The sequence below is a fragment of the Campylobacter australis genome (genome assembly GCF_050586305.1).
Taxonomy (GTDB): Bacteria; Campylobacterota; Campylobacteria; order Campylobacterales; family Campylobacteraceae; genus Campylobacter_A.
Genome location: NZ_JAXUAA010000004.1, coordinates 33,847 through 48,653, shown reverse-complemented (window position 1 = coordinate 48,653; position 14,807 = coordinate 33,847). Strand labels below are relative to the sequence as shown.

Annotated in this window: 20 protein-coding genes; all 20 read right to left on the bottom strand. The window is 38.2% G+C overall.

Annotation, left to right across the window (positions count from 1 at the left end; translation table 11 throughout):
* Window positions 1–107: 107 nt before the first annotated feature.
* The 20 genes from U5B17_RS06490 to aroQ all read right to left on the bottom strand — a co-directional run bounded on the left by U5B17_RS06490 (window position 108) and on the right by aroQ (window position 14,753).
* Window positions 108–425 (bottom strand): nitroreductase family protein, encoded by a 318-nt coding sequence (locus U5B17_RS06490; RefSeq protein ID WP_430804539.1) that lies wholly within the window; start codon window positions 423–425, stop codon window positions 108–110.
* Window positions 422–676, bottom strand: coding sequence for a nitroreductase family protein (locus U5B17_RS06485; protein ID WP_430804538.1), 255 nt, complete (start codon window positions 674–676; stop codon window positions 422–424). Before U5B17_RS06485 ends, U5B17_RS06490 begins: the two co-directional genes overlap by 4 nt.
* A 75-nt stretch (window positions 677–751) precedes the next feature.
* Entirely contained in the window at window positions 752–1,537 is a 786-nt protein-coding gene (locus tag U5B17_RS06480; RefSeq protein ID WP_430804537.1) for an HpcH/HpaI aldolase family protein, read from the bottom strand.
* 28 nt (window positions 1,538–1,565) lie between these two features.
* Entirely contained in the window at window positions 1,566–2,396 is an 831-nt protein-coding gene (locus U5B17_RS06475; protein WP_430804536.1) for a ferritin-like domain-containing protein, read from the bottom strand.
* Window positions 2,397–2,414: 18 nt separating this feature from the next.
* On the bottom strand, window positions 2,415–2,960 hold the full coding sequence (locus U5B17_RS06470) for a glutathione peroxidase (protein ID WP_430804535.1): 546 nt from the start codon (window positions 2,958–2,960) through the stop codon (window positions 2,415–2,417).
* Window positions 2,961–2,968: 8 nt separating this feature from the next.
* Complete coding sequence (locus U5B17_RS06465) at window positions 2,969–3,142, bottom strand: hypothetical protein (protein WP_430804534.1); 174 nt, start codon at window positions 3,140–3,142, stop codon at window positions 2,969–2,971.
* A gap of 146 nt (window positions 3,143–3,288) precedes the next feature.
* A complete protein-coding gene (locus tag U5B17_RS06460) occupies window positions 3,289–4,356 on the bottom strand; it encodes a HAMP domain-containing sensor histidine kinase (RefSeq protein WP_430804533.1) in 1,068 nt (355 codons plus the stop codon).
* Entirely contained in the window at window positions 4,356–5,033 is a 678-nt protein-coding gene (locus U5B17_RS06455; RefSeq protein WP_430804531.1) for a response regulator transcription factor, read from the bottom strand. The genes U5B17_RS06460 and U5B17_RS06455 overlap by 1 nt, the downstream gene beginning before the upstream one ends.
* 1 nt (window position 5,034) lies before the next feature.
* On the bottom strand, window positions 5,035–5,907 hold the full coding sequence (gene ypfJ / locus U5B17_RS06450; protein ID WP_430804530.1) for a KPN_02809 family neutral zinc metallopeptidase: 873 nt from the start codon (window positions 5,905–5,907) through the stop codon (window positions 5,035–5,037).
* A gap of 59 nt (window positions 5,908–5,966) precedes the next feature.
* Window positions 5,967–6,986 (bottom strand): tRNA 2-thiouridine(34) synthase MnmA, encoded by a 1,020-nt coding sequence (gene mnmA / locus U5B17_RS06445; protein WP_430804529.1) that lies wholly within the window; start codon window positions 6,984–6,986, stop codon window positions 5,967–5,969.
* Between the two features lie 43 nt (window positions 6,987–7,029).
* Complete coding sequence (locus U5B17_RS06440) at window positions 7,030–7,614, bottom strand: LOG family protein (protein WP_430804528.1); 585 nt, start codon at window positions 7,612–7,614, stop codon at window positions 7,030–7,032.
* Window positions 7,615–7,617: 3 nt separating this feature from the next.
* Entirely contained in the window at window positions 7,618–8,469 is an 852-nt protein-coding gene (fliY, locus tag U5B17_RS06435) for a flagellar motor switch protein FliY (RefSeq protein ID WP_430804648.1), read from the bottom strand.
* Window positions 8,459–9,556 carry a flagellar motor switch protein FliM gene (fliM, locus tag U5B17_RS06430; RefSeq protein WP_430804527.1) on the bottom strand — a complete coding sequence of 366 codons (1,098 nt, stop codon included), beginning with the start codon at window positions 9,554–9,556 and terminating at the stop codon, window positions 8,459–8,461. The genes fliY and fliM overlap by 11 nt, the downstream gene beginning before the upstream one ends.
* Window positions 9,556–10,260 carry an RNA polymerase sigma factor FliA gene (locus tag U5B17_RS06425; RefSeq protein ID WP_430804526.1) on the bottom strand — a complete coding sequence of 235 codons (705 nt, stop codon included), beginning with the start codon at window positions 10,258–10,260 and terminating at the stop codon, window positions 9,556–9,558. Before U5B17_RS06425 ends, fliM begins: the two co-directional genes overlap by 1 nt.
* A complete protein-coding gene (locus U5B17_RS06420; protein WP_430804525.1) occupies window positions 10,232–10,576 on the bottom strand; it encodes a hypothetical protein in 345 nt (114 codons plus the stop codon). The genes U5B17_RS06425 and U5B17_RS06420 overlap by 29 nt, the downstream gene beginning before the upstream one ends.
* A 15-nt stretch (window positions 10,577–10,591) precedes the next feature.
* Window positions 10,592–11,458 carry a P-loop NTPase gene (locus U5B17_RS06415; RefSeq protein ID WP_430804524.1) on the bottom strand — a complete coding sequence of 289 codons (867 nt, stop codon included), beginning with the start codon at window positions 11,456–11,458 and terminating at the stop codon, window positions 10,592–10,594.
* Window positions 11,455–12,765, bottom strand: a complete 1,311-nt coding sequence (gene flhF / locus U5B17_RS06410) for a flagellar biosynthesis GTPase FlhF (protein WP_430804523.1) — start codon at window positions 12,763–12,765, stop codon at window positions 11,455–11,457. The genes U5B17_RS06415 and flhF overlap by 4 nt, the downstream gene beginning before the upstream one ends.
* A complete protein-coding gene (folK, locus tag U5B17_RS06405; protein ID WP_430804522.1) occupies window positions 12,765–13,247 on the bottom strand; it encodes a 2-amino-4-hydroxy-6-hydroxymethyldihydropteridine diphosphokinase in 483 nt (160 codons plus the stop codon). Before folK ends, flhF begins: the two co-directional genes overlap by 1 nt.
* Window positions 13,244–14,272 carry a M24 family metallopeptidase gene (locus tag U5B17_RS06400; protein ID WP_430804521.1) on the bottom strand — a complete coding sequence of 343 codons (1,029 nt, stop codon included), beginning with the start codon at window positions 14,270–14,272 and terminating at the stop codon, window positions 13,244–13,246. Before U5B17_RS06400 ends, folK begins: the two co-directional genes overlap by 4 nt.
* The gene (gene aroQ, locus U5B17_RS06395; RefSeq protein WP_230057038.1) at window positions 14,265–14,753 is read right to left on the bottom strand and encodes a type II 3-dehydroquinate dehydratase; all 489 of its coding nucleotides are present in this window, start codon (window positions 14,751–14,753) and stop codon (window positions 14,265–14,267) included. The genes U5B17_RS06400 and aroQ overlap by 8 nt, the downstream gene beginning before the upstream one ends.
* Window positions 14,754–14,807 lie beyond the last annotated feature (54 nt).

Genomic DNA, 14,807 nt, shown 5'->3' with positions numbered 1-14,807 from the left:
CTCTCCTTTTAAATTTTAGTATTGTAGTGTAATTTAAATTTTTCTTTACTTAAAATTTTAACTTCTAGCCATAACCATCATGCCTTACCATAAAGACAAATTTATGCTTAAACAAAGCTTACTATATAGTTATCTTTTCGTGCTTCACGAACCTCATAAGGCGTCTTGCTCTTGCCGATCACGACAGATGTTAGCGGTGTGTAGCCCTGCGGTATGCCTATCTTTTGCGATAGCTCTTTATCGTGTATAAGTCCTGCGACAGTTCCATTTACAGGGCAACTCGCAAGTCCAAGATCGGTCGCTCTAAGCTGGATATTTTGTACCATCGTGCCTATCGTCCAAGCCAAGCTTCGGTTGCAAAAATCAAGATCGATCGCGTCCCTAAACGCCTCTGGCACTTCGCTTACAAGTGGTGCTGAGATCACGATGTAAACTGTGCATTGTATAAAACACTACTGATATTTAGTGGTTTTCCATAACGACTCACACCAAGCTCATCAAGCTGTTTTAAGACTACCTTATCAGTAATAACGCTAATGTGCGTATTTTTGCTGATAAACACGACTGGAGCGTAATAAATCGCTTCCAAAATCGCATCAATCTCCTCCTTGCTTGGCACATAGTCTGTAAAATCACGCAAACTTATGCGTTTTTGCATAGCCTCTAGTAGCTTCATTTTCCTTCCTTTTGTTAAATTAATTTTATACAAAGCCATCTAAAGCATCTGTATTTTGCTTTTAAAAAGTAAAATTTATAATTTGGCTTTAAAAGTCTCAAGTGTTTTATCTGCAGAATTTGCCAAAAATAAGCTATCCGCACCTACTCCCAAAAAGCTAACACCCATATTAGCATACTCTTTTGCCTGCTCGGGTGTAACGGCTATCGTACCTACAGAGACACCTAGCTCCTTAATTCTTGTTATAGCATAGTGCATAGCTTTAACCACTTCAGGATGAAATATATCAAGCCCATATCCCATATCAACAGCTAGATCAATAGGCCCTAAAAAGATACCGCCTATACCTGCAGTAGTGGCAATAGCATCTAAATTCTCGATACCCTTTTTACTCTCAATTTGAGGCAAGATACATAGCTCACTTTCAATTCTATCTAAATAATCGTAGTATCTGCCATATCTTGCCGCCCTTACAGCACCAGCACCCATGCCCCTATTGCCTTTTGGAGGATATGAAGCCCAATACATAATCTGTCTTGCTTCCTCGCCACTTTCAACCTTAGGTATGATTATGTTTTGTATGCCTTGATCAAGTAGTTGCTTAAATACACCACTACTGGCCTCTGCAACACGCACAACTGGTGTCATATCATAAGCAGCGATTGTTCTAGCTATCTGAGTGATAGAGTTTATATCGTGTGCTCCATGCTCACCATCGATAAACAACCAATCATAATTTGATGTTGCTAAAATTTCAGCCACTTCTGGTGACGGGATCTCTTGTGCTACACCAAATTGTAATTTGCCTAATTTAATATTTTCTTTGAAATTATTTTTTAAATAATCCTTTATTATCGCCATTAATATATCCTTGCTATTTAAAACTATCTTAAATTTGACTATACAAATAGTTTTGAAGTCCGATTTTATCTATCATCTCACATTGTGCTTGTAACCAGAAAAGATCCTCTTCTTCATCTAAATAATACTCTTTCATAATCTCGTATGTGCCTATATCCCAAAAACTCTGCTTTAAGCATTCGCTCAACATCCTTACGCCGTCTTCTTGGGTTTTAAGTTCGCATTTTAAAAACTCGACTATATCGGTTTTTAACTCTTGTACTTCCACGGCTTCTAGCTTTACTTCACCGCCTAAGTCTATTATCCTATCTATAAATTTAACCACAAACTCACGCTCTTCTTTTGCGTGTTCGTTAAATTTATTAGCAAATTTACTAAAGCCTTGGGCTGCAAAAATTCTAGCTTGAACCTCATGTGCCATAGCACCTCTTGATAGTTTTGTTACAAAAAACTGCAATGTTTTTATAACTTCATTTTTCACTTTATCTCCTTTAATTTTATCATCGCTTTGACACTCACAGCTACATTCGCCGTCATTTGGATCATCTACATAATCCATCTCGGCATATCCCGCGTGAAGTGTGATCTGATGAAGGGTATCAGCCGGGATTATGTATGTATCGCCCTTTTTATAGGTTTTGCACTCGCCATTTATCTCAAGTGTGCAAGAGCCTGACAAAACGCTTGTAAATTGTGCTTTATGACTATGGCGAGGAAATTTTACTTCTTTTTGTGCTTTAACAAAATAAATCGTTCCGCTTGGCGTATGCTCCCTATGCACAAAAAGCCCATCTATACCATAATCCACGCCTTTTACTTTTTTAACAAAATCCGGAAAATCAAAATTCTCATTTGCCATTACACACCCTTAAATTTATCAAATCAAGCTATTTATACACTCTTTAATCTTTGCAAAATCAGCCGTCGGCTCAAATCTAGCCACGACTTCACCGTTTCTATCCACAATAAATTTTGTAAAGTTCCACTTCACGCCATCGCCTTGCAAGATCTCAGGGAAATTTTCAGCCAAAGAAGCCTCAAGCTTTTGTGAGAGTGGATGAGCCTTATCAAAGCCCTTAAATCCTTGCTTTTGTGTTAAATACTTAAAAAGCTCTATGGCATTTTCGCCTCTCACATCGCCCTTTTTAAACAGCTCAAATGTTACACCAAAATTTAACTGGCAGTTTTTAGCGATATTTTCATCATCATCTGGCTCTTGATTTGCAAAGTTATCGCTCGGAAAGCCAAGCACACAAAGCCCAGCGTCTTTAAACTCTTGATTTAACTCTTCAAGCTGCGTATATTGGTCCGTAAAGCCACATTTACTAGCAGTATTTGCCACCAAAAGCACCTTGCCGCGGTACTCGCTAAGGCTCTTACACTCGCCCTTATTTGTCAAAACATTTATATCATAAATACTCATTTTCTCTCCTAAAATAATACCAAAGTAGCGTAAGTTGTCAAAAGCACACAAGTAACTAGCGTACAACTAAAATGTATCGCCCTTGCTTTGTTATGCTCCATGCTTTTTTGCCTTGACATCCATATACCGCTTAGCCAAGTAACAAGATAGCTTACAAATAGTACAATAAGAAGTGTGTTCATTTTTTATCCTTTTAAAGTAATTATAGATTAGTATGTTAAAAGTGCAGCTGCTACTGAAGCCCACAAAACCGCCATCAACGAATACGCAATTTTCGAAATCAGATCTAACATCTCATATCCTTTTTTGTTTTATAGGCAAATTATATCTAGCTTTTGTGTCCTGAATGTGTCTTTTTTGGTATTTTTAAGATAAATTGAGTGCCAAAATTTTGCTTACTTTTTACATCTATTTTTACGCTTAAAAGCTGTGAAATTTTAGCCACTATGCTAAGCCCTAGTCCGCTTCCAAGTTCAGAGTGTGACTCCTCACACTGATAAAATCTATCAAAAATTTTATCAATTTTCTTAGCCTCGATGCCTATACCATGGTCTTTTATCACAACCTCTATCTCGCTTTTTTCTACCTTGCAAGATATCTCTATGGGCTTGTTATCAGGCGAGTATTTTATGGCGTTTTCTATCAAATTTTGCCAAATTTGTGCTAAAAGCGGTGCGTTGCTTAGCGTGTTTGCTTTATTTAAATTTAAAACGAACTCACGGTTTGGATACTTTTGCGTTAGAAGTATCACGCTAGATCTTAGCTGTTCATCAACTTGCACCACCTCATCGAGCTTTACGATGCTTGAGTTATCAAGTCTTGCTAGTTTTAGTAAGTCATCGCAAAGGCGGTTTAAGCGGTTTGCCTCTTTGTTTATAAGAGCGGAGTAGTGGGCGTTTTGTGCGGGGTTTTCAAGCATTAGCTCACTAAGTCCAGCGATGCTAAAAATCGGCGTTTTGATCTCGTGCGAGACATTTGAGATGAACTCTTTTTGTAAGTTTTGATTAAGCTCTAGGTGCTGTGCCATCTTGTTTAAATTTACGATGACCTCGTCTAGCTCGTGCATATAGACATAGTCGCTTAGATTTTTATGCACTTTTCGCTCAGCCCTTGCGCTAAAATCACCGTTTGCCACGGCATCTATCGTATCTTTTATGCGTTTTATGGGTCTAATTAGAAATTTCATACCAAAATAAAGCAGAGTAAAATTTAGCCCAACCGCCAAAATACAGCTCAAAACGCTAAGTAAAAGTGCGCTATAAAAGCTCAAATCCTTACCAAAAATATGATAAAAAATTCCCCAAATTATAAGGCAAGAGATCACACTAAAAAAGCCAAAAGCAAGCGAGCTAAACGCCGCCACATATGTTTTTAAGCTTACATAATACTTTCTCATCACGCCTCTTTTTTTACCGCTTTATAGCCAAGCCCACGCACCGTTGCTATCTCAAAGTCGCTGTTTTTTTCAAATTTTGCGCGAAGTTTTTTGATGTGAGTATCGACTACTCGCTCATCGCTATCACTTTCAAAGCCCCAAATTTCTTGCATTATCTCAAGGCGAGTGAAAATTTTACCCTCGTTTGAAAGCAGTAAAAACAAAAGATAAAACTCCTTTGGTGCAAGCTCGATTTTTACGCCATTTTCGCTCACACTAAGTGCGCTAAAATCAAGCTTTGTGTTGCCTATGTTAAGCTCTTTTTCATTTGCGATTTTTGCCCTTCTTAGCAAGGCATTTACCCTTAAAACCAGCTCTTTTAAATTTATAGGCTTACTCATATAATCATCAGCACCGCTACCAAAGCCAGTTTGCATATCCTCTATCTCGCTTTTTGCAGTGATCATTAAAATCGGCTTATTTTTTTCATATTTTCGTATCTGGCGGCTAAGCTCAAAGCCATCCATTTGTGGCATCATCACATCAGTTATGACTAGGTCAAAATGAGAGCTTTCAAGTGCGGTAAGCGCGTTTTTGCCGTTGTTTGCGACACTTACATTAAAGCCTTCAAGACGCAGTTTGTCGCGTATAATCGTGCTTAAAATTTCATCATCTTCAACAAGTAAAATACTAAACATCTTAAAACGCACAAGCCTCGATCTTACCGCTTAAAAAGCCCTTTTTAAACCACTCCATGCGTTGTTTTGAACTACCATGAGTAAAAGAGTCAGGCACTACATGACCTTGGAATTTTCGTTGTAAAGTATCATCACCTATGGCACTCGCGGCATTTAAGGCCTCATTGATATCGCCATCCTCAAGCCGAGAATTTACATGCTTAGCCCAAATTCCAGCATAGCAATCAGCCTGAAGCTCAACACGAACCTGAAGAGCATTTTGCTCGATAGCGTTATTAGAGCGTGCTTTAAGTTTATTAATCCTATCCAAAGTACCGCTTAAATTTTGCACATGGTGACCTATCTCATGAGCGATGACATAAGCTTGCGCAAAGTCACCATCAGCCTTATGCACCTTAGCAAGCTCATCAAAAAAGCTAAGATCTAGATACACCTTATGATCTGCTGGGCAGTAAAATGGACCACTCTGAGAGCTTGCAAATCCACAAGCACTTCTAACTTGATCCCTAAAAACAACCAAATTTGGCTCTAAATAAGTCGCTCCATGATCTTTAAAAATTTTACTCCACACATCTTCTGTTTGAGCTAAGACCGCCGAAACAAAGGCAAATCTCTCATTTTCTTGTTCATTTTGAGCGATCTGGGCTTTCGAGGAAGTCTGTGACATGTCAAGATCTAAAAGTGCAAGTGGATTATACCCCATAAAATATGCTACTACACCCAAACCAAGCACAACACGACCGATATTTGAGCCTAGCAAAAAACGGATGATTGGCAAAAGTGAGCCGATGCGTCCCATACTCATCCTACTAAAACCACCACCAGCACGCCTATCTTCAACATTTGAGCTTCGTCTGCTATCTTGCCATCTCATCGCTTTACTCCTTAAAATTTAAAGCATTTTAGCGATTTTATAAAAATTTTAAGCTTAAGCTATACTATAAATCCGCTGGCTATAACTCGATCGCCATCATACATCACACACATTTGCCCTGCCGCAACACCAAAAACTGCTGTGTAAAGTGTTAAAACCGCCGTATTATCCGACTTATTAACTTTTACACTAGCACCTGTTTTTGGACTTCGATAGCGAATTTTAGCCTCACATTCAAACTGGGGATCATCTATGAACATATTTACATCTTTTAACTTAACTTCGCGCTGACTTAAGTCATCTTTTGAGCCCACTACGATCTCATTTTTTGCTGCATCTATCTTTAAAACAAAGTGTGGATCGTGCGCTCCAAAAACATCAAAACCACGGCGCTTACCTATAGTATAGTGCATATATCCTTGATGACGCCCTATGACATTACCGTTTTTATCCACAACATTTCCTGGCAAATTTGTATCATAATGCTTTTGTAAAACTTGTATATAGGTATCTTCAACAAAGCAAATTTCGCTACTTTCAGCTTGGGTACCAAACTCACTTAGCACAGGTATAGCCTTTGCCATCTCTTTAATGTCTTTTTTAAATTTATCACCAAGCGGAAATATCATATCATTTAAGACATCTTTTGGGACCTGCGCCAAAAAGTAGCTTTGATCTTTACTAGGGTCAACAGCAGATGTTATAAAACCATCGATTATTTGTACATAGTGGCCAGTAGCAAGCTTTTGACAACCCTGCTCTTTAGCAAAATTTAAAAGCGCTCCAAGCTTTATAAAGCGATTACAAAGCGCACATGGGTTTGGAGTGATGCCCTCTTTATAAAATTTTACAAATGGGTCATATACAAATTCATTAAATTTATCTTGCAAATCAAGGATATGAACTTTTATCCCAAGATATTCGCCGACCTTTTTTACTTTGCGTATATTTTCTTCGTGATAGCCCGGCTTTGAGTGTAGCTTCATATAGCAACCCTCTATCTCATGCCCTTGCTCTTGTAAAATTTTTGCGCTCATAGTGCTATCAACACCGCCACTTAATGCTACCATTATCTTCATTGTAAATCCTTCGTAAAAAAAGGACAAATTATATCTTTAAATTTTAAATACGCAAAATTTCACTCACGATAAACTCGACATCATCGGTGATGGTATAAAATTTCACATCATCTTTGCTAATCAATTTTTCATCTATTAAAGTAGTTTTGATAAACTCATCTAATGGCTTCCAAAACTGCTCGCCAACAAGAAAAATTTTTGCATCTTTCATGCCAGTTTGCACAAGTACTAGCACCTCAAAAAGCTCATCAAGAGTGCCAAAACCTCCAGCAAAAACAACAAAAGCCACTGAGCGCTCTATAAGTGCAAATTTTCTTGGAGAAAAATTTGTAAATAAAAACGAGTGAGTCGCATAAGGATTTGTGGCTTGCTCAAATGGTAGCCGTATATTAAAAGCCACACTTGGTGCACCGCCTTCGCTTGCGCCCATATTTGCCGCACCCATTACACCATCTCCTCCGCCAGTAAGCACCGCTATGCCGTTTTCACTAAGCTTTTTTGCAACTTCACGAGCCTTTTGACAGTGAAAACTATCAAGCTCAAGTCTAGCTGAACCAAAAAGTGTTACAGCTTTATTTTCAAAATTTGCAGCCTGTCTAAAACTTCTAAATTCCTCCAAAAACTGCAAATTTTAGCCCTTTAACTGCTCTAATCGCTCTCTTTTTGAGCCGATCTGAGTTATTTGTATGCCAAAATTTCCATCAACGATAACCACTTCACCAACAGCTATGACCTTATCGCCTATCAAAATTTCAAGCGGATCGTTTGCAAGCTGGTTTAGCTCGATAACAGATCCTATATCCATAGTCAAAACATCTTTTAAAAGCATTCTTTTTGAACCGATGCGAACGCGTATAGGTAGCCTAACATCCATTATGAGATTTATATTTCGCATCTCTTCAGCACTAAATTCGCTCTTTGTGCTAGTTTGCACGCTCTCTTTTGATGAGTCTAAGCCTTCTTGTTTTGACTTAAAAGCAGAAAGAAAAGTCCGCTCAGCTACAAATGCGATACTTTCACTAATGCTATCAAGAGAGACATTAAATAAAAATAGCTTCTCATACGAGCTAAGATCTAGCGAAGAGTCGGCGCCAAGAAAGCTCACACCAACTACTTCAAAGCTCATTTTTGGTAGATCTTTTTGTGCGCCTAAAGATGTGTTAAAAGCACCAAGTAAATTTGAAAATATCTCTTTTGCCGCATCAAGCTCATCAGTACCCAAATTTTCATTATGCGAAATTTCCTCTTCACCCATCATCCACTCGCTAACCGCACTCACTAAAACAGGGGTAACAACAAGCAATGCCTTGGCATTCACATCACCTTTTATAGCGACATTTGCCACAACAACTGGTGGTTTTATACCCTCTTGTGCGCCAGCCTCATAGTCGTTTCGCTCGCTAACTTCAGGAGCTCTACCTGTAAGACCCTCGATAGTAGCTTTAAGCTCACTAACAAAGATATTAAAAAAATTATTCATCATATTCATCACTCTCTTCTTGCATTTGTTCTTCGTGCTCATAGGCTACGAGTTTTGCCTTACGCTCCTCTTCGTAGCGCTCTAATATGTGTTTTATCTCATCTTTATCAGACTTAATGAGCTGTTCTATTTTTATAGATTTTCTAAATCTGTGAAGTCCAACTTCAGCCAAAAAGACCTCTTTTTTATCTATGGAAACTATCGCTTTATCGTCTGCACCACGATCTAGTCGCAAGATGTCACCCTCTTTTAAATTTAAAAACTCATTTACACTTATCACAGCCTTGCCAAGTATGGCTTCGTATAAAATTTCCGCTCGTCCAATAAGCGTTTTTAGCTCTTTATTGCGGCTCTTTTTTGCACTAGTTTCGCCAAGCATAATGTCGCGATTTGCAAGACGGCTTAAAATCGGCTCAAGATAGATAACTGGGTAGCAAATGTTTATCATGCCACTTGAATTGCCAACGATAATCTCCATAACGACCATTATCACGATCTCGTTTTGGCTAACTATCTGAACGACATTTGGGCTACTCTCTTTGGCTTCGACATTTGGATACATATCAGTTACTGTATTCCAGCTATCTTTTAGACGCTGCATTATCATCCTAAGCACAGCATCAAGCAAATTTACCTCAATGTCAGTTAGCTCTCTACTTGTCTCAAAATTTTCACCCGTTCCACCAAGCAAACGATCTATCATAGGAAATGCGATACTTGGGTTTATCTCCAAAACACAGTTTCCATCAAGTGGTTTTATAGAAAAGACATTAAAGCTAGTTGGGCTTGGAAGGCTCATCAAAAACTCGCCATAAGTCATCTGATCGACTGAATGCAAGCGAATTTCAACGATACTTCTCATAACACTTGAAATTTGAGAGGCAAGGTTTCGTGCGAGCTTATCATGTATGCCTTTTATGGCACGAAGCTGCTCTTTACTAACGCGGTTTGGGCGCTTAAAATCATAGATTATTATCTGACGCTCATCCTTTTGTTCGCGCTCAGGCAAACTTATGTCATCAGTATCGCTGCCCTCATCTACAACCTCAAGTAACGCATCTATCTCTTCTTGCGATAAAATATCTGCCATTAAGCACCCAACCTATCTCGAAGACGACCCAAAAGACGCTTATGAATTTGAGAAATTCTACTCTCACTAATTTGCATTATCTCACTTATCTCTTTCAAACTTAACTCTTCATAATAATATAACTGTATCACGAGTTGGTGACGCTTCTCAAAACTTTGTAAAATTTCCTCTATCTTATCTAGAAGATCCTCTTGCTCTATCTTATCTTCCGTGCTTTCATCTTCATATGCTGCCATCTGATCATCAAGCGGTAAGACATTTATAATGGCGCCAGCACTTCTTGCATCACGAATTTTATCCACATCCTCACCAAGTTTTGCTGCCAGATACTCATCTTCTGGCTCTTCTTCAAATTCGTTAAAATAAATATCTATCTCAGAATTTATATTTTTTATCAGCGTTCTATTTGCTCTACTCATAACATCAAGAGAGCGTAAAAAATCAAGCATCGCACCATAAACTCTTTTGTTTGCATAACCCCAAAATGAGTCATTTTGCTCTTTGTCGTATTTCCTAGACAGCTTTATCATCTCTTCAACGCCACACCCTATAAGGTCATTTGCATCAACAGAAGATGGCAAGCGCTCTTTTAATCTATAAGCCATAGCACGAACAGCTGGCAGATATGCCACTACAACATCGTCTTGCTCTTTTTTTATAGCACTTTGGTAGGCTTTAAGCTGCTTTTGCTTTAACTCGTGCATCTTTACCTGACTTTTCGGACTTTTTCTCAGTCGCTTTGATAATCAAATTTTCCATGCGCTTTTCTCGTATAGCAAGCTCTGTTAAAAGATAATCAGCCACATCCTCGTGCCTATCCTTATCAAAAAATAGCTTGATATGCTGACGAATATCAACATAATTCATTATAATAATATGAATCACAAGGTAGAAGAAAAATGTTATAAATATGGTATAAAGCATCATATCAATGGGATCATGCGCCCTAAGCACAGTAAATACAAGCCCTACAAAAAAGCCGCAAACAGTGAAAAATGCGATATAGTTTTCTGCTCTCAAAATTTCTCCAATTACCTAAAAATTCTCAATCAATCGCTTGAAAAATCCAGTAAAACTGCCATTGTGATTATTTGTAAGCACTTTTCGTTCCAATCTATACAGCAAACTAGAGGCAATCTCTCTAAGCTCGTTTGTTTGAGTGCTGTATGGCGCGTCATTTGTAAATAAAGTTCTTTGTTTTATGCTTTTTTGAATAGCCGTCGTTGCGCTTAAATAGCCTATCATTTCAAGACTTAGCCCACCCCCAATATTTGCAGCGGCAACACGCTTGATATTCTCAAAAATTCTAGTCGCCTCTGCACCATTTTTTACCATATTAAAAAGCATTAGAGGATTTTGTTTAAATCTAGAAACTATCTTTATGACCGCGTAAGCATCGGTTATACTGGCTGGATCTGGTACGGTAACCACTACAACCTCATCAGCAGCCTCTAAAAACATCTGTGTACTGCCACCTATACCAGCACCTGTGTCTATTATCATAAAGTCAAGCTCATCAAGTGTACTAGCCTCTTGCAAAAAACGCTCATATAAAAATTGATTATTAAACTTTAGTATCTCATCGCCACTTTCACCAGGTATAAGCGTTAAATTCTGACTAACTTCTATCAAAATGTCCTTTAATGCACACTCACCTTTTAAGACATGAAGTAGATTTTTGCCCATTTTTACATTTAATATAACATCTAAATTCGCAAGCCCGATGTCTGCATCAAGAAGCGCAACCTTATAGCCATCTTTTGCTAGTAGATTTGCCAAATTTGCGCTTATCGTACTTTTGCCAACGCCACCTTTTCCACTCGTAATAGCGATAAAATGGGTATGCTTTTGCCCATGAGTATTTGTGACTAAATTTTTAAGTTTGCTAGCTTGTGTTATCATCGCTCGCCCCTTTTATAGCCATCAAGCACACACTCTACTAAAAATTCACTCTTTGCCTCAACCAAGTCATCAGGCACTTCTTGTCCTATGCAAAAGTAGCTAACTGGAGTATTAGTCTCATAGATCAAAGAAAAGACATTGCCAAAAATTTTGGTTTCATCAAATTTTGTTATGATTAGAGTGTCTATATCAAGAAAACTAAATCCATTATAAATTTCTATCAGATCTTCAACTTTTGAGCCAGCCGAAAGGACTAAATTTACATCTATCTGCGCTCCGCTATTACGCAAAAAGCCATCAAGTCTATTTAGTTTTTCTTTATCGTATTGTGAATTTCCCGTCGTATCAACAAGTATGATGTCGCAGTGACTTAATGTTTTTATCGCATTTTTAAACTCATCGACCTCTATAACATCAAGTATAGGCAGCTTCATCATCTTTGCGTATTGAAAGAGTTGCTCAACCGCACCTATACGATAAGTATCAAGCGTTATAATACCTACTTTATAGCGCTTTTCACCACTATATGCAAAGCGTGCAGCAAGTTTTGCAAGTGTAGTCGTCTTGCCAACACCAGTAGGACCCACGAGCATCATAATGCGTTGTTTTCTGCCATCTTGTTCTTTTCTACAAGGCAGCATATTTCGCAAAAGTGAGTAAAAATATCGCTTTACCGCACTTGGATTTGCTTTCATAGCTGCTGGTAAATTTTGCATAGTCGTTGTCATAATAGCTTCAAGGTGTTCACTTTTCATACCACTAGCAGCTGCTGCTTTATAGATACTTGCAAACTCAGGCGGTATGGCTAGGTTGTTACGGCTACTTGACCTTTCGTCCCACATCATATCTGTTATAAGGCTAAGCTTGTCATTTAGGGCATTTACCTGCTTTGCTACATCATCTATCTTGCGATTTACCCCTGCTGCTTGATCGCTTATTTTTGGCTCAGCAACAACTGGTGTGGTTGAAATTTCACTCATCTGCTTCGCAGCTTTTGAGAAATTTAAAAGCACATCTTCATTTTCATCTTTTTGATTTTTTGCTGGTGCTTCTGTAATGTTAAATTTTTTCTGCTTTGGCTTTGAATATGTCTCATATTCGCGTATTTTTGGGTTTGGAGCAGGCTTTGGTGCTTCATCAGGCTCATCAACACTAACTAAAATTTCAAATATCGGCTTTTTATTTATGCTTCTTGCCTGAATTTGCTTTGTCGTTACAAGTGTAGCTCGCTCTCCACACTGCTCACGCGCTTTTTTAAGCGCTTCCATAGCGCTCTCGCCAGTAAATGCATACATCTTTGTTGCCATCAGCCAATACTCCTTAAAAGCCCCATCGGAACTATCACGCTAAGTCGCTTGCTTGCTCCGCTATGCGGAACACAAAGTCGCTTGCTCCTTCGCACCTTTTTATCCATATACAAAATATCAAGATCAAGCGTTCTAGGAGCGTTTTTAAAACTACGCTCACGCTTAAACTTTATCTCATAATACTGCAATACTCTTAAAAGCTTGCTAGCACCCATGCTAGTTTGTAAGCTTATAACAGCATTGCTAAAATCATCTTGCTCTTCGTATCCAAACGCTGCATTTATAAGTATCGGCGAGCTTTCAACAAGCCAAATACGCCTATCTTTTTTAAACATCCTTAAAAATTTATCAAACCTAGCCGCACTATCTCCTATATTACCGCCAAGTCCTATGATGGCTAAGTTTTTAAACTCATTTTTAAAACCAAAAAAACTAGGACAAAGCTTACTTCTTATAAGCCTTCTTGCCCCAACTAGCTTCATAAAATTTCAGCTCCATTTTCCCTTACAACAACAACATCCTCTATACGCACCCCAAACTCATTTGGGATGTAGATACCTGGCTCAACACTAAAAACCATACCTTCTTTCAAGATAGTCTTACTCTTTGAGTTTACAACTGGAAGTTCGTGTATATCTATGCCTACACCATGACCAGTTGAGTGGATAAACTCTTTTTCATAGCCAGCTTTTTTTATCACATCTCTTGCAGCTTTGTCTACTTCAAATGCCATTATGCCAGGTTTTATAGCCTCAAGTGCTGCTTTTTGTGCATTTAAAACGACTTTATAAATTTCTTGTTGGCAAGAACTTGTAAAATTTTGTTCTTTTAAAAAGTTAAAACTCTCATTAAAACAAGCCGTTCTTGTTCTATCTGAGCAATAGTTTTTATATCTTACGCCAGCATCCAAAAGCAACAAATCTCCCTTTTTTAGCCTCTTTTCACTAGGTAACGCATGAGCCTTTGCTGCATTTTCGTTTATGGCTACGATAGGGCTAAAGCTAAGTCCTAGCCTATTTTTTTGTCTAAAAATGAGCTCTGCATTATAATGCAACTCTTGTTCACTCATACCTTCGCCCTTTTGTCTGACAAAATCAGCAAATTCATCAAAACAAGCAGCTCCAAAATCGCTTGCCTGCTTTAAAATTTTAATCTCTTCAGGGTTTTTTATGATTCGTTTTAGTTGCAAAAAATTTGCTTTTGGCTTAAAATTTATACCAAGCTTTTGACTTAGCATATCAAATGTTGCCACGCTAAAATCACAAGGGTCATAAACTAGGCTTTTTGGCTTTAGCTTTCTAAGTAAAAGCCTGGTCTCAGCCACAAGTGAGCGAGATAACTCTATCACGCTCACATCAGCATAAACGCACTCTTTTGCCTCTAAAGCATATCGTGCATCAGTTAAGAAAAATTTCTTACCATTTACAGACAAAAATATCGCATTATCACAACTATATCCGCACTCAAAATAGAGTGCATTTTCGTCCCTTAGGATATAATTAGTCATTTTGTCCTTGCGCCTGCGCAGCTTTGTATGCTTTTATCTGCTCAAAATTTTGCAACATAGAAATCATCGCAAGATGGTATCCAAATGGTCCAAAACCAACTATTTGACCCTGAACCACAGGGGCTATAAGGCTTTTTTGACGAAACTCTTCGCGGCGATGAATGTTGCTAATATGCACTTCAATGCTTGGCAAAGCAACAGCTGTTAATGCGTCACGGATAGCAATGGATGTATGTGTGTAAGCAGCTGGGTTAATGATAATACCGTCTGCATCGCCTAGGCACTCTTGAATTTTATCAACTATCTCACCCTCAAAGTTACTCTGAAAAAACTCGATCTCAACATCGTTTTGATCAGCCACTAGCTTCATTTGCTTATGAATATCTTCCATGCTCATGGCACCATAAATTTGAACTTCCCTTGTGCCTAGCATATTTATATTTGGACCTTGTATGACCATTACTTTTAGTTTTTTGTCCATTTTTTCTCCTTAAATTTTCGATTAAAACTTAATTATACATTGTCTTTTCTAAAA